The organism is Trinickia soli (genome assembly GCF_002879855.1).
In the GTDB taxonomy this organism is placed as follows: Bacteria; Pseudomonadota; Gammaproteobacteria; order Burkholderiales; family Burkholderiaceae; genus Trinickia; species Trinickia soli.
This window is the reverse complement of sequence record NZ_PNYB01000008.1, coordinates 94172-112679: the sequence shown is the minus strand read 5'-3', so window position 1 is coordinate 112679 and position 18508 is coordinate 94172. Positions and strand designations below refer to the sequence as shown.

Genomic DNA, 18508 nt, shown 5'->3' with positions numbered 1-18508 from the left:
CAGCCAATCTCCAAAACCTGTGGCTGGCGTTACTCATGGGTCGCGGGGTTGTTCGCGGCGCGGGGCGTGTCAGGCATGGCTGGTGCATTGTCCGCGGCGCGCGCGGCTTCCTGCGTGTCGATCCATGCCAGCATGAGGGCATAGGTGACGGCAAGCAGCACCGGCCCGATAAACAGCCCGATCATACCGAACGCAAGCAGACCACCCAGCACGCCGGCGAGAATGAGGATCATCGGCAGCGCGATGGCGCGCCGGATGAGGATCGGGCGCAAAATGTTGTCCAGCGCCGTCACGCCGATGGACCACACGAGCAGCAGGATCGCCGCAAGCCGTGCGTCATGCATGAACAACCACGCGACAGACGCCAATAATGGCAAAAGCGGACCGAGCTGAGCGAGACAGAAAATGAACAGGATCGCTGTCAGGACGCCGGCATACGGGACGCCCGCGACCCACACCCCGAGGCCGCCCAGCGCGGACTGGGCCAGCGCCGTCACCACGACGCCCAGTGCGACCCCGCGAATCGCATGTTCGACGAGCCGCACCATCGCCGCGCCGTTCTCGGGTGCCACGCACTGTGCAACGCGGGTCACGATGCGCCCGGCTGCTTCCCCCTTCGTGTAGAGAATGCCGCAGATGAAGACGGTGAGCAGCAGGTGAAGCACAAGTGCGCCAATCGCGCTCGCACGTGCGAGCAGCCACCCGGCCACGCGAACCGCATACGGCTGCAGCGTCGCCAGGACGCCGCCCGGTCCTGCGTCCGTCAGCGTTTGCCACTCGCGCGTGGCACGCGCGCCGACGAGCGGCAGGCTGGCGAGCCAGTTCGGCGGCGGCGGCAACGTGTAGTTCGGCAAACCCGTCACGAGCGTGGTGATCTCGTCTGCGTGGGCCGCCAGAGTCGACACCGCGCCATAGATAGGAAGCACGATCACGACCATCAATGCCAGCAGCATCACGACCACGGCAGGCCCACGGTGACCTCGCAGACGCCGCTGCACCGCGTCCAGGGCCGGCCAGGTCGCGACGACGATCATGGTGGCCCAGACGAGCGCGAGCAGAAACGGACGAAGGATATAGAGGCTGCCGCCGATCAGCAGCGATAGCGCCAGCACGCCCAGCATGATGCGAGCGAGATCGACAGTCGGACGGGCTTGCACAATCTGCCTGGCTCGGACAACTGTTCCATGAGGTTGACGGTTCAATTCGCGGCCTCCGATCTCTGCCCCGACTGTTCCAGCTTGCACGACCTTGCGCCGCCAGCAAGCTCCACGCTTAGACGTTGATTGTGCGCGGCCGCGGCCCCGGCCGATTGATGCAAATCAACCTTGCAGCCAGGCGTACGGTCGCCGTGCAGGCGTTGTCAGGGTGATGAAGAGGCGGGCAGTAGTTGGGAACGTGCTGACTCACGAGTTGCGCAACGGGCGTAAGCCCGCTCTTACTTCGCTTGCGAAAAGTTCCGGTTGTTCCCACGCCGCGAAGTGTCCACCGCGGTCAAGACGGTTGAAATGGACGAGATGGTGATACGCCTGCTTTGTCCAGTTCAGCGGTGCTTCGTAGTTCTCGCGCGGAAACACGCTGACGGCGGCGGGCACCGACACATCCGCGGCGGCCAGAAAATTGAAATGCGACTCCCAATAGAATCGCGACGACGAAACTCCGGTGTTGGTCAACCAGTACAGCGTAATGTTTCAGCCGACAGGCTGGCCGGCGGCGGGTCGCCGTTTTGAAGCGATTTCACAATATCCGCCGGTACTGTCGCGGGAAAGTTGACGTGGATGCCCAACAGTTCGGACGGCGCCTGCCTGCCCATCACATTCGCCACTACCCCGCCGAGATCGCCTCCCTGCGCCGCGAATGTGTCGTAGCCGAGCCGCTTCATCAGCACGACCCACGCCCGCGCGGTGCGCTCGGGACCCCAGCCGGTCGTCGTCGGTTTGCCGGAGAATCCATAACCCGGCAGTGACGGTATGACCAGGTGAAATGAGTCGGCGGCGCTCGCGCCGTGTGCCGCCGGGTTGTCTCTGGAGACATCGCAGATACACAACGTCACAAAGAGCTGAGGTTGGCGTTCTTTGAAAGGGGCAAGCCGTCGGGATGCCGGCGACACGCGTACGAACCAGATGATCGATCGCCGCGCATTTGCACGATCGGCTGATGTTGTTCTTTACGCCGGGCCTGCGAATTGCTTCTTTTTGCAAAGCGAGCTATACGCCCATCGCACAGTCAAAGGAGTCAGTATGGAGAAAGTGGCGAGATTGCAAGGAAAGATAGCGCTCGTGACCGGCGCGGCGCGGGGCATCGGTCGTGCCGTTGCCGTGCGCTTGGCGCAGGAGGGCGCGAAGATCGTCGTCAACGACCTTCACGACGACGACCGCGCCGCGCAGACCCTGGCCGACGTGCGCGCCGCGGGCAGCGACGGGTGCATCGTGGCGGCCGATGTCAGTGAGACGCAAGCCGGCCGCCGGCTGATCGAAGAAGCGATCACGCATATGGGCAGAATCGACGTACTCGTCAACAATGCCGGCGTGGAGCACAATGCATCGTTTCTCGATGTGACCGAAGAGGATTACGACCGTGTCCTCGACATCAATTTGAAAGGCGCATTCTTCGTTACGCAAGCATTCGTGAGTCATTTGCGCGATAGCCAGCGGGGCGGGCGTATCGTCAACATCAGCTCCGTGCACGAGGAATTGCCGTTTCCGCATTTCACGAGTTACTGCGCCAGCAAAGGCGGAATGAAGATGATGATGCGTAATCTCGCGATTGAGCTTGCTCCGCTCGGCATTACCGTCAATAACGTGGCGCCGGGCGCGATCGGCACGTCGATCAACGACCGGTTGCTGCATGATCCGGCGAAGCTGACCGCGCTGCTCGGCAACATTCCCCTTAAACGATTGGGCAAGCCGCTCGACGTCGCCAACGCGGTGCTGTTCTTGGCGTCGGACGAGGCCGACTATGTTACCGGCTCGACGCTCTACGTCGACGGTGGTTTGCTGTGGAACTACGCTGAACAATGAGGACGACGATAGGTGCGGACAACATGTTGGCGACGGGCGGCGCGGCGCCGGGCGTCACGCACGTCGCGTCATCCGCAGGCTCGATCTCATCCGTTTCAAACGAACGCCCATTCGCTGACCGGGGGCAGGGCCCGGAACGCGGGCTTCGCAAAAAAATAACCCTGCATCAGGCGGACTCCATGAGCAAGAAAGAAGTCGCGTTCGCCGCTCGTTTCGATACCCTCCGCAATCACCTTGATGCCCAAGTCCGCGGCGATCGCCAATATCCCTTTGACGATGCGCTGTCGCACGGAGTCTCTGTCAATGCCACGCAGGAGGCACATGTCGAGCTTAACGATATCAGGCTGGAAATCCACCAGCAAAGCCAACCCCGAATAACCGGAACCGAAATCATCAATTGCTGTGAGGAAGCCGTAGTTCTTATAGGCCTTGAAAATTTCGACCATGTGTGCGCGATCGGCAATTTCTTCGCCCTCGACGGTCTCGAATATGATCCGCTCTAGCGGGAATCCGTGCGTCTCAGCCGCCTCGAGTGTCGTTCTGATGCACACTTCGGGCCGGTACACAGCATTCGGCATGAAGTTGATCGAGAGATGCGTTTCTAACTGCAGCTCCGCAGCTGTCGCGATAGCGATTTGCCTGCATTTCTGATCGAACCGGTATCTATTTCTTCCATCAACCTGTGATAGCACCGTCGAGGCTGGTTCTCCCTGTCGACCTCGAACCAGTGCCTCATACGCAAAAGGCTTTTTGTCGACGACGTCCATAATGGGCTGAAACGCGAAGGCGATATCGATCGACAACGCAGTTTCGTCTTTGCAGCCTTCGCAGCCGTGGGACGGCACCTGCCCATCAGCACGGGATAAGGTTAGAGATTTCATTGCCTGAGTTGCCCTGATTGATGTGCCTCGTTCGATACCCGTTTACGAGTTGACCTGATTTCAGCGCTTCGAGGTTTCGTCCTGCGGAATCGTTTCGTTGACGACCTCTTCGATACCCACGACGCAGACACGGTTTCGTCCAGAGCGCTTCGCTTCATATAAAGCACGATCGGCGGCTTCGAGCAGGTCGTCAAGATTGTCGTTGCGTTCGCTCAGCGATGCAACGCCAAGGCTGATGGTGGCCCTCAGTGATTGGCCGTCAAACTCGACGGGCGCATGTTCGACCAAGGCGCGCAGTCGCTCCGCGACCGCGACGGCTTCTTGCGGAAGAGTCTGCGGCAAAAGCAGGGCGAACTCCTCACCCCCCAGCCGGCCGACGACATCCGACGGGCGAAGAACACCCTTGGCTTCGGTGACGAGGTGCTTCAACACTTCGTCGCCCGCCTTGTGCCCGGCTGTATCGTTGATTGCTTTGAAATGATCCGCGTCCAGCATGACGAGCGATAGAGGTCGTGCATGTCGCTTGGCGCGCGCAATTTCTGCCTCGGCCACCTGAATAAAATGAGCTCGATTGCGGGCGCCAGTCAAATGGTCCGTTGTAAGCAAGCGTTCCAGGTTGTCGGTGGTCACTTTCCGTTCGGACGTGTCGCGAATGACGACGGAATAACCGGATACCTCACCCGCGTCTTCGCGGAGTACGCACACGAGAACTTGTCCCCAGAAGCGTCGTCCTGATTTCGTTTCACACCAGCACTCCTCCATGTGCCATCCGTCATCGCGTGCGAGTGCGACCTGTTGAAGCAGCCTGCCGCCCCTCTCTTGATCCAGTCCATAAAACAGATCCAACCGCTTTCCCACCACGTCGTCGGGGGAGAAACCCGCTAATCTTTCAATCGAAGAATTCCATGCTTCGACCTGACCGTGTTCATCGAGTGTGAAGAACGCAAAATCGTTAATATTTGTGCAGATCCCGGCCAGCCATGACTCTGTTTGTTGGACTCGTCTTTCGGCGACGACTTGTCGTGATATATCGGTCAGCACGGTCATCAAAAGGTTTTCGCCGACCTTTATGAGTGAACAGGAAAGCACCACTGGCTGCGTTTTGGCTGGACGTATAAACAGTCTGTAATTCTCGCAGACGGCTCCGCGTTCTCCCGTGAAGCCAGACACCATGTTTCGCAGTTCCGGTGCAATTGCAGTCAGTGCATCGAGAATGTTGGACAACCCACCGCCCTTGACGAGCGGCATCAACAGTTGCGCCGCCATCGGGTTCATCATGTCGACGACACCATCCATGTCACTGCGAACCAGGCCTACAGGCGACAGGTACATGAATGACAGCAGCGCTTCGTACTCGGAGCCGAGGTCGTTGTCAGCAGCGGTACTGGTCAACTTGTCACCTGTCGGTCGATCAGGAGATAACGAGTGGCAATGTCCGGGGACATCAGCAGGCGCAACCTGACGGGCGTCGGTCGCATCCGCAAGGTAAGCACATAAGCGACGATTTCGTCGAGCGCTTCGCAGTCGATAAATCGTTGGGCGACGATGAAGTTGTTCATACAGGGCGCCACTTCCTCAAACAGGTGTCGGGATATGACCCGTGCGGGCGATAGTCCCGCGTTTCGTGACTCGGTCGCGTTGTACACAGTCACGCGGAAATCAGCCGTGAAACCAATGACCCCATAGTTCAACGCGTCGATCTGGCGTAAATCTGATGCCGCCAGTTGTGCAATCGTTACAGCCTCGAACTCGTTGTCGACTTGTCTCATGAGTTGGTCTTCGTCTTCCTGTCTTGACGATTCAAGCTACAGGCGCGTTACGGGCGTGGCGCTGCCTGCCGTTCTACTGCGCGGGCGAGCCGAGAACCCTTGCGCGCCTCAGCCCGACCGTTGCGCGAGTCATGATGCCAGATGTGGCGACATCGTGTGGGAATATGCGGAAAAAGTAGTGACATGAACCCAAATATCGTTTCATTCGTTGCTAAATCCGTACACTTTGAATTCGCGCCAGTCCGGTTTCGTGGCCGCAGCCTCAACCCAGCGTCAGTGCGTGCCATCTACCGTCGACGTAGCGGGCGAGGTTCGAGCCGTCGAACCGCCATAAATGCAGCCAGCCGTTTTCGACGAGGCGGTGCACCTCCTCGCGTTTGTGCAGCACGCGCTCGATTGCATTTTCCGAAGCATCGATAATTGCGGTCATTCGAAGCGGCTCGTGCACCCAGCCCGTGCCATCGTGTACAGACTGGCGGGCCAGCCCGATTCGGAGGTCGCCGCCGTTGCCCTCGAACACGCCGATCCGCCCTCCCACGACGTTATGCAGGAGCTTGTTCCCACTGCCCAGGTGCAACGGGTCGCACGTTGACGCGTGATATTGCCAGTTGATCCAATGAGCCACGATCAGTGGCCCGGTCATCAACGATTCCAGCAAGCTACCGTCCGGGTCACTGTCCGCGTCGTAGTCGTGTAAGAAGCAACGTCCGTCCAAAGCCGCGCCATATGTGCGATGGCGCGGCGCGATGATGCATGCGGCATTTCCGGCTAGTCCCCACTCCGGTCGTGTCTGAGCGCCATCGTTTCCTCGACGGCGCAGCAGCGTGAGCAGTTGGGCGCTCGCGGTTCGAGGATCGATAGCGAGACTCACGGCGCGCTCACGGCGAACCTGGTCGCTCGCTTGAGCAAAAACGCGTTGCATGCTGTTCCAGCGCTCGAGGGCAATGGGCGACAACAGATCCAGGTCGAAGCCCTCGACTTCATCGGTGGTGGTGTTGTGCAACGCGGCCACGAAGACGGTTTCGTGCGGTATGGCAATGCCAAGGCACTCCAGTCCCTCGCGAACGGCAGAGTCGTTGAGCAGCAGCGCTAGCGCACGCGCGTTCACTTCGCCCGTCTGACCGCAGCAGGCGCCGCAATCCAATGACGCGGCGTGAGCATTGTTGCTGCTTTGACTGCCGTGGCCGATGAACAGCACGAGAGGCGCCAGATGACGGTCCAGTCCCATCGCGTGCAGCACGCCCGCGGCCAACTCCACCTTCGTGTCGGTATCCAGATCGCCGAGCGTTGGGCGGCAGATGGCTCTGTAACGTGCCGGTAGTCCTGCCCAATCGTCTCGCCCGCGTGGGCCGCCCGATGGGGCGAACCATTGCGCAAGTTTTCCGACGTATCCCACCCCGGCCGCCTCGACAAAGGAAAACGCGGCGTTGGGCCAGCGGCCCAGTGCTTGTCCCTGCTCCGAAAGCGCAAACCGACGCCTCCTGCCTCGACGCGCTCGGTCGCGCAGGGTCGCGTCACCTTTCGCCCGGTCGGCTTCGGAAGCAATGATGCGATCAGTCAATCCGAGCGAAGGCGCGAGCAGCGCTGGCAGTTGAGGGCGCGACGCCGACGTGCCAAGCGGCGCGTAGGCAACGGGTAGGCCGAAGAAGCCTGCGAAACCTATCGTTTGCACGGCGGGCCACACGGCTTCTATGGAGCGGCGCATCCGTTCGCTACGGACGTCGATACAAAAAGCCGCCTGCACTTCGATCGATTGGCGCGGGACCGCGCTCATGCGAGAAGACGATGTCGTGCTGAGCTTACGTGTGAGTTGCCGTTGATAGCCGGTTTCCAGGGCCACCTGCCAAACCTCGTCGACAGTCAGCATGTCTTGCGCATGTCGTAGCACCGCGGCGGAGTCGTTCCACTCGGTCTGCAATGCCGAAAACGCACGGTGAGCATTCGAGGCACCGTTGCTCTCCAGCAAGATCACGCCCCAAGCAAGTCGAATGGCCAGCAAGTCTCGCAGATGCGGGTCGGTCTCGCCAGCCAGCACGGCCTGCCAGCCAAGATAGGCGCACCATGAAGCCCAACCGTTGACGGAGAGCAGAACAGCTTCCAGATAATCGGCCCACACCTCGGGCGGCAAACCCAGACGCTGCAAGACCCACGTTTCCGCCTGACGGCGGTCGACGGGAATCTTGTCGAGCCACTTGCCGAGCTCGGGTATGCCCATCAATGTTCCGATGCCATGGTCGTGCGTGAGCGTGTTGCGCCAAAAGGCATAGAGCCCGCCGGATCGATCGGGCTGCCACTCCGCCTGGCTGTCGTCGAAATAGGCGGCGCACGTTTGCCCGATCTGATGCGTCACCGCCTGCCTGTAGGTTAAGCAGTTCTCACGCGCTGGGTCGGCATCCAATACGTCGATCAGAAGCGGCAAACGCGGCGGGTTTTCTTCGTTGCGCAATGCGTCGATGCACTGCTTTGCGGTCAGCGCGTTTTCGCGCGCGACCGGCAGCGAAGCGAGTGCATAAGCAAGATCCGCGTGCGTGATGCGCTCTTTGCTCCACGCATCCGCAATGTAGCGGCGAGACGGAAACACCCGAACGCCCCCCAGCACGGCCATGCGCGCCGCAACGAGCCGCAGCGGCCGGCCGGTCCGTGCCCAATGCGGATTGACCGCAACGGCGCGATCCAGCGGCCACGCAGGCGCAATAGACTGGCATGCGCGTTCGCAAGCGGCCTCGATTTGCGCCGTCAATTCGTGTCCGGGCACGCGCTCGGGTGCATGACGGGCGACCGACGATTCTTCCGGGTTGTAGCGCGGGAGGTCATCGCGCAATGCCAAGGCTTCCATATGTTTTCCCAATGTCGTTTGTCACTCGGCCGCTACCGCGACCATCGAGCCTTTCATCGTGTGCTCGCGCGGTGCCGCTGTCGCGGCAGCAGTCCAGCGCGTCGGCCAAAAGCGCAGAGCGAGGCGCGTGGAGAACTCGTCGATGTAGAACCCCGCATAGCTCCATCGCCGCCACGTATTCAGCCTTTCGGGGCATACCTGCAAGGCGACGAGAGACAGGTACATGAGCGCCACACCTGCCAACGCGACGCCGCCTGCAGCATCGTTTGGCGTATCGGGTACGCCAAGCGGCAGCGCATGTCCGACAGCGGTAATCGTCGTCAGCGCTGCGGCGATACCCCATCCGAAGAGGACGCGCCATAAGGCCGCGATCGCGCCGTCCTGACGATCGGCCGGTAGCCAAAAGAGGGGAGCCCAGGCCAGCGCCAGCGCACCGCTCCACCACCACGGCCAGGCGGTATGCCCGACGAAGAACTGAACCGCGGCGACGCTCGATGCGGCGAACGCGGGCGCCGCCATCAGGCTCATTAGCGAGAAGGACGTCTGGCCACGCATCGCCTTCAGTTTGGTCTCGCGCACAATCGTCGAAGCGGAGAGGAAAGCGTGAGCCTTGTACAGCGAGTGGCCGATGAGATGGAGTGCCGCCATCGTGTAGAGGCCCAATCCGCATTCGAGCAGCATGAATCCCATCTGCGCTACGGTCGACCACGCGAGCCGGACTTTGATGCTGGTTCGGGTGAGTAGCACCAGTCCCGCGAGCACGGCAGTGCCGAGCCCGAGGGCCACCAGAAGCCAGCACGCGGCCGGCGCATGGTTCAGCAGCGGCGCGAATCTGATCAGCACGTAGCCGCCAAGGTTGACCACGCCTGCATGCATTAGCGCGGACACTGGCGTCGGCGCTTCCATGACCTGAATCAGCCACCCGTGCATCGGTAGCAGGGCTGTCCGGAAAACTGCCGCCAATGCGAGGCAGACTGCGCTGATTTGCAGTGGGAGCGAAGCACCGTCGCGAGCAAGATGCAGCCACAGATCCGAGAAGGAACCGCTGCCTACCGTCGACCATGCAAGCGCGGCTGCGGCGAGAAGGAGTATGTCGGCGAGTCTGTCTGCCACGCGCTTCTTATGCGCTGCCAGCATTGCAAGCGGACGATCCCGATAAAAACATAGCAGGCGCCGCAATGCAGACCCGGCGAAGGACCACGAGACGATCAGCACCAGCCAGTGGTTCGCAAGCAGCAGAAGATGAACGGAGGCCAGCACACTGGCGAGCGCTGCGATATAGCGCTGCTGATCGGGTTCGCCCTCCAGGTAGCGCGCCGAAAACACGCCAATGACGGTGGCGAGCAGCTGAACCAGGAGGGCCACGCAGGCGCCGAACGGTTCAACCGCAACCCAGCGCGACAGTTGAACAGGGCCAATGTGTGGTGAGAGAAACTGCAGCACGACTGTCGACAGCGCGGCCACCAGGCCCAATTGCGCGAGGAAAGCAAACCGCTTCCATTGCGTGGTTGGGCTTCGCACCCCGACGAGGGCGGAGAGGGCGGCGGTTGACATCAGACCGATTGGCGTGAGCGCGCACGCGAGCGCCATCAGGTTCGCAAGGTTCATGGTTGGGAGGGTTGTGACAGGGTGTCACGATGTTGCACTTCGTTTCTTGTTCTGTAAAATTCATTGATTGGAACTATTTGATACATAAAAGAGAATGATTGACCTGGACCAGCTCAACTTTCGCCATCTCTTCTATTTCTGGAGAGTGGCGAAGACAGGCCATCTGACGCGTGCGGCGACCGAGTTGCACGTCTCTCAGTCCGCCCTGTCCGCACAAATCAGGCAATTGGAGGATCGGCTGGGCGAGCCCCTGTTCGAACGAGAGCGCAGGCGCCTGAGCCCCACTCATACTGGCCAGCTGGTGTTTTCGTATGCCGAAGACATTTTCGGGCTAGGGCAGGAGATGCTCGGGCACGTTCATGGGCAACGCGAGGGGATGGTGCGGATGCGTGTGGGCAGTGTCGCCACCATGTCGCGCAACTACCAGGAGAACTGGATTCGCCCGCTGCTCATGGACCCTGCCGTGCTGCTGACGTTGGAGTCCGGTTTGCTCGAAGGATTGCTGGACCGCCTGCTTCAGCACAAACTCGACGTCGTCCTTGCCAATCAACCGGTGCCGTCCGACCCGGACCGCCCTTTGCAATCCCGCTTTCTAGGTAGCCAGGCGATCTCGCTCGTGGGTCCCGCCAAGGATTGGTCGCAGCGCACGCTGCGTATTCCCGACGACCTGGATGGCGCCGATATCGCGCTGCCTGGTCCTCGGAACGTCTTTAGAGCTCAGTTCGACGCCATGTGCCTTTCCGCCGGAGTGAAACCGCGGGTGAGGGCCGAAGTCGACGATATGGCGATGCTTCGGCTTATCGCGCGCGACAGCGGTTGGCTCGCCGTATTGCCGGAAGTCGTCGTACAGGATGAGATTCGAACCGGCAGTCTGGTGATCGTGGGGCAATCCGCGGACTTGCAGGAACGCTTCTACGCGATCACGACGCCGCGCCGCCAGCGAACCGAATGGCTGGACCGTCTGATTGCGGGAGCGGCCCCGGCGCAGCGTTGATTGTCCGTCTGCCAACGCAGCTGCGTCTGATAATTGCTTCATTTGATGAAACGTTTTTGCGGTTCAATGCTTGAATTGCGGGCATCGTGTCGGCATGGCCGTGTATTGACGTTGTGACGTGCAGATTCGCTTGAGCGCCCGCCCGTACGAGGTTGTCGGGTTAGCGAGAGAGGTTGCTCGATGCTGGCGTTTGTGAGGCGATGTCGCGATATGGCGTTTCATCGCGTAGCGAAATGGCGTACACTTTGTGACGAAGGTTCTCTTCGCTGGGAACGGGGTTCTACGCGTGGAGAAACGAAACGGTTCGGCCTGCTGCCGAGCCTGCTCTATGTTCCTCGAACACTGTGGAAGCGCTATGGCTTTCGTATGGATTACAGGCGCAAGCGGCGCAATCGGTAGCGCGCTGGCTCGCCGCCTGAGCAGCAAAGGCATTCCAATCGTGCTCACGGCACGAGAGCCGGATAGGTTGGCGGCTCTGGCGGATTCGCTCGATGCAGACCCCGTGCTGGTGTGTCCTGCCGACGTGACCGATGCCGAGACCGTCCAACGCGCGCTGGAGTGCGGAGTCGCGCAGTTCGGCCCGCCCGAGGGGATGGCCCATTGCGTGGGCTCGATTGTGATTAAGCCGATCCATCTGACGTCCGACGCTGAACTGAATCAGGTTCTGGCCGCAAACTATTTGTCCGCATGGAATGTCTTACGCGCGTTCGTACGCGAGTTGATCTCGCAGCGTACGGCCGGCAGTGCTGTCTTGATCGGGAGCGTGGCGGCGAGGACAGGCTTTCCCAACCATGAGGCCGTCGCCAGCGCGAAAGCGGCTGTCGGGGCGCTCGCTCAATCAGCGGCCGCAACGTATGCCGATAGAGGAATACGCGTCAATTGCATCCATCCTGGGTTGACCCTTTCCGCGATGTCCGCCCGTCTGACCGCATCCGAGCCGGCGGTAGCACGCCTGTCGCGTGCGAATCCACTCGGGCGGCTCGGAACAGGCGATGACACGGCGGCACTTGCCGACTTTCTGCTGAGCCCGCACGCCTCATGGGTAACGGGACAACAGTTCGGCGTCGATGGTGGTCAGGGTGCGTTGACCATCCCGCTCAGGGCATAGTGCAAGCAATCGCTCCTGCGATAAGTGAGCGCAGTAACGGTGTCGCGGCGGGCAGATTCTCAGCGGTGCCATCCCCTTACTCGCGCACCACGCCGGCCGCGCTCTGCGGGCCGTGCGTCGCCACGGTCCGCGGCCGGACCTGCCGGGCTGAGAGCACGCGTCGCAGCCATTTCCTGCCGGGCAGTTCGATGAGCCGATGGGCCCAGTGGCTCACCACGAGCAGCGTCGCGAGCAATACGATCAGTTGCATGAGCGGCGAGCCTGCGAGTGCGGTGCTGGCTTTGCGGGCGAGCGATAGGCCCTCCATCGGAAAGCGTTGCACCATGTAGAGGCAGTACGAAATCTCGCCGAGGTAAACGATCGGGCGAAAGGCTAGCAGGGGCGCGACCAGATCGGCGTTGGATGACAGCGCGAAGATCAACAGGCCCAGGCCCGCAACGGTCAACGTGTCGAGTTGCACGGCGATGCCGAGCGCGATAACGCCGATCGCCGCGAGACCCAATGCGCGCGGCAGCGAGGCGAATCCCGAGCTGCTGCGCAGCCGAAACAGCAAGACGCCGGCGTAGAACTCCGGGATCAATCGCGCGAGTCCTCCGGGCAACGACAATGCGGCGGACGAGCGCCACTCGATGACGGCCAGCGCGCCGGCCGGCACGAGTAGCAGCACTACGGCAAAGAGCCGGTTACGTGCGGGCGCCAGTGCCACGAAGAGCGGGAAGAAGACATAGGCGAACCATTCCGCACTGACCGACCAGGCCACGTCGTTCCATCCGGTCACGAATTTGAATGACCAGGCATTGAGCAACACGACATTGGCCGCGAGCGCCGGATAAGTGTTTTGCCCGGTACCGATGACATGCTTGTGGAAAACGAACTGCTTGAGGAACACCAAGCCGATCGCGCCCAGCAACGTCACGAAATGGATCGGATAGATGCGCGCGATCCGTGCGCCAACGAAAGCCCGATAGTCGAGCGGCTTGCCGTTGGCGTAGTTGTAGGCGAGGATAAAGCCGCTCAGGATGAAAAAACCGTCGACGCCAAGGTACCCATGGTCGAACGCGGCGAAGCGGATACCGAAATCGATGAAAGCGCCGTTCTCGAATGGATAAAACAGATGGCGCGTGACGACCCACAATGCGAGGAATGCGCGCAGTCCTGTCAGTTGATCGATTTGCCCAACATGATTGCCTTGATTCATTAGCGGATCCCTATTCGGTGGTTGCCGATTCGAGAGCCGCGGCTGACAACGCGAGTCAGCGTCGCATCCCACATTGTGCGCACACCCTCGATGTCTCGAGATCGATCAATGATGGCCGATGCGCGCCGTGCACGCTCAGGAGATTGGCGGCGCGATTTCGCCAATCCCTCGTCAATTTCGGTCGCAACGTCCGCGTGCGCCGTTAAATGAAAGAGAAACGAAAGAAATGCGGCGGCGCGCAGCGTCCGATTCGAGGCGTTTCCCATCAACCGGCGTGGTTAATTTTGCGTCGACGATATGCTTGATCGATCGCATGCAATAAAAGAGGTTTTGTTGGTGATCAACCATTTTTTATCTATCTCATGAAGGATGAGATGATCTACGAATGATTTATGCCCGATTCGAACGCGTACGGTCGCTGCAGACAGATGTGCCGAAATGTGATTAATATCGATAACGCCCTCGTCGCGCGGAGCATCCATTGACAATGGGCTGGGGCGTCCATAGATGAGTGTTTGATAATCGTTGGCTGTCATCGATTGAAATGTGTCGTTGTTCAACCATTGAATCAGGCACTGCGAATGGAAGATATTGTCGAACTTGCGACTGGTCGGATCGTAAGCGAGATTGAAATAGTCATTGATGAGCGACGCAACTGCGGATGTTTGGTTCATTGCTGCTCCTGTTTGATGAAATTGGGATGACTTGTATAGTGATGCCTCGTGCCGCCTCGCACCACTGCAAGTCGGGCATTCCTGCTATTACGGAAACGCATCGATGATGGAAGAGCTTGATGGAGGACTGGTGGGCGGCTTGATTGCGCTCGCAGCCGTAGCCGACACCCAAAGCTTCGGGCGTGCCGCGGAGCGCCTCGGAAAAACGCAACCGGCCGTAAGCAGGGCCGTTGCCCGGCTTGAGGATCGGCTCGGCGCCCGGCTTGTGAATCGAACGAGCCGTCATGTTGAGGTCACTGAAGCAGGCCATGACCTCCTGACGCGAGTGCTGCCGCACCTGCAAGGAATCGACGAGGCAACGACCGAGGCTGCCGAGCACAGTTCCTCGGTTCGCGGAACGCTACGTGTTGCCTGTGACGCGTTGTTTTCGCGCTTGGTTCTGGCGCCGCGGCTCACGGCATTTCTGCGCGAAAATCCGTCTCTACAACTCAAGCTCGAAACCAGGAGCCAGCTTCCAGACCTGGTCAGCGAAGGATTCGATCTCGCCGTGCGCTTTGGTATGCCATCGTTGCCTACGCTGGTTTGCCGCCGTTTATTCAGCGCTCGCATCCTGACGGTTGCCGCTCCCTCCTACCTGGCGCGCCGGGGGCGCCCGCAGCACCCGAGTGAACTGCTTGAAGACAATCACGAATGCATATTGGCAATCGATCCATCGACAGGCAGGCCGTTCGAGTGGGAGTTTTGGAAAGGGCAGCAAAAGATGGTCGTCGACGTCCGGGGCAATCTGACGGTGACGGATGCCGGTACGAAAATCGGCGCTTGCGTGGCGGGTTATGGCATCGCCCAGGTCATTGATATCGGGCTCGATGAATATTTCCAGAACGGACAGCTCGAGGTTTTATTTTCGGAGTGGCCGGACGAAGTATTCCCCTTGTATGTCTATTACCCCAGTAGGAGCCATGTTCCTCAAAAGGTGCGTGCGTTTATCGATTTCATCGCTGGAACAACGATGTCCACTCAGAACGCTCAACCCTATGCTCCCGATTCCGAGGTTCAAGACCCCGCGGTGGGACGGACACGGCGGAGCTTGTCAGTTTTGTAGCTCGCCGTGGTCATGTGATGGCTACGCCAACCGTTGATCGCCAAGTGCAGGGTGCCGCAATGGCAGAACGCAGTCACTGCGTGAAATTCCTCAGAGTCGCTGTGCCGCGTGCAGCGCGTTGATTGTGCATCAACGCGCTGCACTTGTTGGGCGCAGTGTTAGCGCAACGTCGGAGCGGGGAGTCGCTATCCGAGCCGGCGGACTACGATCACGCTTTCGCCTGCGAGCGACGGAACCATTCGTCGAAACCGATGCTACCGAGACGGGCCTCACCCAACGGCACGAGTGAGTGCTCTTCGACGAGACCGCCGAAATATCGCGCCTGAGGGTCACGCACGACCTCGCGCGAATCGCCCACCGCCTTCAGGTAGCGAGCGACGATTTGATCGAATGGCGCGCGCTCGGGGCCTGCAATTTCGACGATGCCGTTGCGCGGCGCCGCCAACGCGACATCGGCCACGAACGCGGCGACATCATCCGATGCGATGGGTTGGAACAGGCCGGGCGAGAGTCGGACTACATTGCCTTCCGTACCGGCCGCCGCGATGCCGCCGAGAAATTCCATGAACTGTGTGGAACGGATGATCGTGTACGGGATCCCGGATGCGACGACCAGCTTCTCTTGAGCCACCTTCGCACGGAAATAGCCGTTCTCGGGCGTACGGTCCGTTCCAACGATCGAAAGTGCGACATGGTGTTCAACGTCAGCCGCCGCCTCCGCTGCCAACAGATTGCGGCCGGAGGTCTCGAAGAATTCCATGACCGCTTTGTCTTCGAACGAGGGCGAGTTGGCGAGATCGACCACCACCTTTGCACCGCGCATGGCGTTTTCGAGTCCCTCGCCGGTGATGCTGTTGACACCGTTCTGCGGCGAGGCCGCAATCACTTCGTGGCCCTTCTGCCGAAGAATGGCGACAGTCTTCGAGCCGATCAACCCAGTGCCACCCATGACGACGATCTTCATGATGCAACCCTCCGTTTCGTTAGCGGCAAGGCGCCGCTCGGAATCAATCGTAGGTGCGGGCGGAGCATAGCGGTAGATAGGTAGACGGGCGCACGATGTTGTCGTTTAAGCACCAATCCATGGTGTACCTCGCCGCCAGTCACGGTAACGGTCGTCGAATACAACGTTTAGATTTCTTTCCCGTGATACTTGTCGAGCAGCGTAAGCGGCGGCGGGCGCAGCGTCGTCTTTCGTGTCATCGCGAGTCGTGAATCGCCGAGAGCATGCATGGCGCCGTGCCGGCGAGCGACATGCTCTCGCCGGCACGTGGCGCGTCGTGCATCAGTCGACAACGGTTATGATGTTGACGGCCCCTTGCCTGGCCATTTTGGCGTAGGGGCACAAGCGCTCGGCATTTCGAACGAATTCTTCCGCGACGCGTCGTTCGATGCTGGGCATTCGAACCTCGAGATCGACGACCAACGCGTAGCCTCCGTCCATTGGGTCGCGGCCAAACGAAACGTGTGCTTCCACGATGATATCGCCGAGCTCCATGCCGGCACGCTTTCCGAGCAGGTTCAGCGCCCCATGAAAGCACGCTGCAAACCCTGCTGCGAACAGTTGCTCGGGATTGGTCCCGTTGCCGGGGCCGCCGAATTCGGTCGGCAGCCGCAAATCCAGAACCAGATTCCCGTCACTTGAACGGACGATACCGGAGGCACGGCCGTGCCCCGTCTCTCCGCCGGAAACTGTGACGCTTGTCGTATACAGCGGATGAAACTCCTGACCGCGGTACCTGTCGAGCAGGGAGAGCGGCGGGGGTTGCAGCTTATCGTTATTCATAAGGCTTTCTCGAACTCTGTCATGTGCCGCGACGCCGAGTCGCGCATCCATTGCTGCGCTGCCGGGGCGCTCCCCGATGACTCTGATGCGGCCGTTTAACGGATGGTAGGTGACGTTTTGGGGAGTTCGGTAGGGCTATTCGACGACGCACCGTGTTTCCTATATGACACCAATCCCGGCCGGCGATCATGAATGGAGCGCTTTATGATGACGGGATGCCGACCCCGCTTTGAAAGCAGTGCTCGACGGTCGCGGCATCGCCATCCTGCCCGACTCTATCGCACTGCGTGATCTGCGATCGGGCGCATTGGTGCGGGTAGTTCGCGACTACGAGGCGCAGCCGGTGAACGTCTACGCGCTGTATCAATCCCGGCGCTTCCTCGATGCAACGATCAGGACCTTCCTCGTTCTGCTTCGCGAGGAGAGACACGGCATCTTGGAGGTGGACGAGCGTGAATTGGAAGCCCTTGAGGGGTGCGAGGTACCGCGCGGCAGCTATGCTGCCGTCACGAGCGCCGTCATCGTCAGGCACTGCACATCGAGGGCTCTCGTCTTCTCGATCATGTAGTCGATGAACACGCGAATGCGCGCGGGAAGATGCTTGCGGCTGAGGTAGCAAATGTAATGGCCGCCGTCGTCCGGTGCGTTCGCTGCGAGCGCAGTGATCAGCTGACCGTCGCCAACCAGATCGCACACCTGATACGCGGGCAACTGCGCGATGCCCAGCCCGTCGCGCACCGCTTGCAGGACGAGCTCCGGATCGTTGAACGTGTGTCGCGCGAGGGGCTGCCGCCGCTGCGGGCGGCCGTCGATTTTGAATTCCCACTCCGCGAGGCGGCCTGACGCTGTCCGAAAGTTGATGCAGCGGTGCTTGGCCAGCTCATCTGGATTGCGGGGCAAACCGTGAGTCCGTGCGTAGCCGGGCGATGCACAGACGATCATCTGCATCGGAATCAGCTGTCGCGCGACGATTCCGCTGTCTTCCATGCGTCCATCGCGAAACGACACGTCGATCCTGTCGCTCGTGAAGTCGGCGGGGCGATCGTTCAGCAGCAATTCGAGCGCGATTTGCGGATAGTGCGCGTGAAACCCTCCGAGCAGGGGCGCGACAATCTTGCGGCCGAAGCCTGGCGTCGAACTGATCCGTAGCTGGCCGCGCGGCGGGCCGTTACGCAGCTCGCGCATGTCTTCGAACGCTTGCGCGATGCGCTCGATGCCTTGCCGGCAGTTCTCGTAGAAGAGTTCGCCCTCGCGCGTGAGCGAAGTGTGTCGGGTCGTGCGCAAAAACAGCCGCGCACCGACCTGGGCTTCGAGCTTTTGCACATTGCGGCTAACCGACGAGCGACCGATCCCGAGCCGATCCCCGGCGCGCGCAAAGCTGCCTTCGTTGGCGACGGCCAGGAACGAGACGACGCCGGTGTAACTGGTCGCAAAGCTGGCGGAGAATGGATCGTCCGGGCCGGGGACGAGGAGAGGGCCTGAATCATCTGACATAAGCGCGCGAGTCGTGAAATCCGATTCGGAATAGACGGCTC

At 60.6% G+C, this 18508-nt stretch carries 16 protein-coding genes and 1 pseudogene; 5 read left to right on the top strand and 12 right to left on the bottom strand.

The window, feature by feature from the left end:
* Nucleotides 1–29 precede the first annotated feature (29 nt).
* Together ydiK and C0Z19_RS11465 are read right to left on the bottom strand one after the other, a co-directional pair.
* Nucleotides 30–1202, bottom strand: a complete 1173-nt coding sequence (ydiK, locus tag C0Z19_RS11470; protein ID WP_233196098.1) for an AI-2E family transporter YdiK — start codon at nucleotides 1200–1202, stop codon at nucleotides 30–32.
* 201 nt (nucleotides 1203–1403) lie between these two features.
* A pseudogene (locus C0Z19_RS11465) lies at nucleotides 1404–2017 on the bottom strand (alpha/beta fold hydrolase); the annotation flags it as partial.
* Between the two features lie 220 nt (nucleotides 2018–2237).
* Here C0Z19_RS11465 and C0Z19_RS11460 point away from each other — a divergent pair.
* Nucleotides 2238–3017 (top strand): SDR family NAD(P)-dependent oxidoreductase, encoded by a 780-nt coding sequence (locus C0Z19_RS11460; RefSeq protein ID WP_102609944.1) that lies wholly within the window; start codon nucleotides 2238–2240, stop codon nucleotides 3015–3017.
* 95 nt (nucleotides 3018–3112) lie between these two features.
* On the opposite strand, the gene C0Z19_RS11455 is transcribed toward C0Z19_RS11460, so the two are convergent.
* From C0Z19_RS11455 to C0Z19_RS11435, 5 genes are all read right to left on the bottom strand, one after another.
* Nucleotides 3113–3898: an EAL domain-containing protein gene (locus tag C0Z19_RS11455; RefSeq protein ID WP_102609943.1), complete on the bottom strand. Its 786-nt coding sequence runs from the start codon at nucleotides 3896–3898 to the stop codon at nucleotides 3113–3115.
* Nucleotides 3899–3958: 60 nt separating this feature from the next.
* On the bottom strand, nucleotides 3959–5290 hold the full coding sequence (locus C0Z19_RS11450; RefSeq protein WP_102609942.1) for a sensor domain-containing diguanylate cyclase: 1332 nt from the start codon (nucleotides 5288–5290) through the stop codon (nucleotides 3959–3961).
* Nucleotides 5287–5667 (bottom strand): phosphonate transporter, encoded by a 381-nt coding sequence (locus C0Z19_RS11445; RefSeq protein ID WP_102609941.1) that lies wholly within the window; start codon nucleotides 5665–5667, stop codon nucleotides 5287–5289. The genes C0Z19_RS11450 and C0Z19_RS11445 overlap by 4 nt, the downstream gene beginning before the upstream one ends.
* Nucleotides 5668–5929: 262 nt before the next feature.
* Entirely contained in the window at nucleotides 5930–8503 is a 2574-nt protein-coding gene (locus C0Z19_RS11440) for a YbcC family protein (protein ID WP_102609940.1), read from the bottom strand.
* Between the two features lie 21 nt (nucleotides 8504–8524).
* Nucleotides 8525–10111 carry an NADH-quinone oxidoreductase subunit L gene (locus C0Z19_RS11435; protein ID WP_102609939.1) on the bottom strand — a complete coding sequence of 529 codons (1587 nt, stop codon included), beginning with the start codon at nucleotides 10109–10111 and terminating at the stop codon, nucleotides 8525–8527.
* A 94-nt stretch (nucleotides 10112–10205) separates the two neighbouring features.
* Between C0Z19_RS11435 and C0Z19_RS11430 the strand changes: the two genes are divergently transcribed.
* Nucleotides 10206–11105 (top strand): LysR substrate-binding domain-containing protein, encoded by a 900-nt coding sequence (locus C0Z19_RS11430; RefSeq protein WP_425330241.1) that lies wholly within the window; start codon nucleotides 10206–10208, stop codon nucleotides 11103–11105.
* 355 nt (nucleotides 11106–11460) lie between these two features.
* Nucleotides 11461–12213 carry an SDR family NAD(P)-dependent oxidoreductase gene (locus C0Z19_RS11425; RefSeq protein WP_102609938.1) on the top strand — a complete coding sequence of 251 codons (753 nt, stop codon included), beginning with the start codon at nucleotides 11461–11463 and terminating at the stop codon, nucleotides 12211–12213.
* A 76-nt stretch (nucleotides 12214–12289) separates the two neighbouring features.
* Here C0Z19_RS11425 and C0Z19_RS11420 read toward each other — a convergent pair whose 3' ends face one another.
* Together C0Z19_RS11420 and C0Z19_RS11410 are read right to left on the bottom strand one after the other, a co-directional pair.
* The gene (locus tag C0Z19_RS11420) at nucleotides 12290–13411 is read right to left on the bottom strand and encodes an acyltransferase family protein (RefSeq protein ID WP_102609937.1); all 1122 of its coding nucleotides are present in this window, start codon (nucleotides 13409–13411) and stop codon (nucleotides 12290–12292) included.
* 278 nt (nucleotides 13412–13689) lie between these two features.
* A complete protein-coding gene (locus C0Z19_RS11410; RefSeq protein ID WP_102609935.1) occupies nucleotides 13690–14085 on the bottom strand; it encodes a nuclear transport factor 2 family protein in 396 nt (131 codons plus the stop codon).
* A 103-nt stretch (nucleotides 14086–14188) separates the two neighbouring features.
* Here C0Z19_RS11410 and C0Z19_RS11405 point away from each other — a divergent pair, with 103 nt between their 5' ends.
* Complete coding sequence (locus C0Z19_RS11405; protein WP_332882212.1) at nucleotides 14189–15187, top strand: LysR family transcriptional regulator; 999 nt, start codon at nucleotides 14189–14191, stop codon at nucleotides 15185–15187.
* 208 nt (nucleotides 15188–15395) lie between these two features.
* On the opposite strand, the gene C0Z19_RS11400 is transcribed toward C0Z19_RS11405, so the two are convergent.
* Entirely contained in the window at nucleotides 15396–16151 is a 756-nt protein-coding gene (locus C0Z19_RS11400) for an SDR family oxidoreductase (RefSeq protein ID WP_102609933.1), read from the bottom strand.
* Between the two features lie 321 nt (nucleotides 16152–16472).
* A complete protein-coding gene (locus tag C0Z19_RS11395) occupies nucleotides 16473–16973 on the bottom strand; it encodes an Ohr family peroxiredoxin (RefSeq protein WP_102609932.1) in 501 nt (166 codons plus the stop codon).
* A gap of 238 nt (nucleotides 16974–17211) precedes the next feature.
* Here C0Z19_RS11395 and C0Z19_RS11390 point away from each other — a divergent pair, with 238 nt between their 5' ends.
* Nucleotides 17212–17541: a LysR substrate-binding domain-containing protein gene (locus tag C0Z19_RS11390; protein WP_233196114.1), complete on the top strand. Its 330-nt coding sequence runs from the start codon at nucleotides 17212–17214 to the stop codon at nucleotides 17539–17541.
* Here C0Z19_RS11390 and C0Z19_RS11385 read toward each other — a convergent pair.
* A complete protein-coding gene (locus C0Z19_RS11385; RefSeq protein WP_102609930.1) occupies nucleotides 17469–18467 on the bottom strand; it encodes a LysR family transcriptional regulator in 999 nt (332 codons plus the stop codon). The genes C0Z19_RS11390 and C0Z19_RS11385 overlap by 73 nt on opposite strands.
* Nucleotides 18468–18508 lie beyond the last annotated feature (41 nt).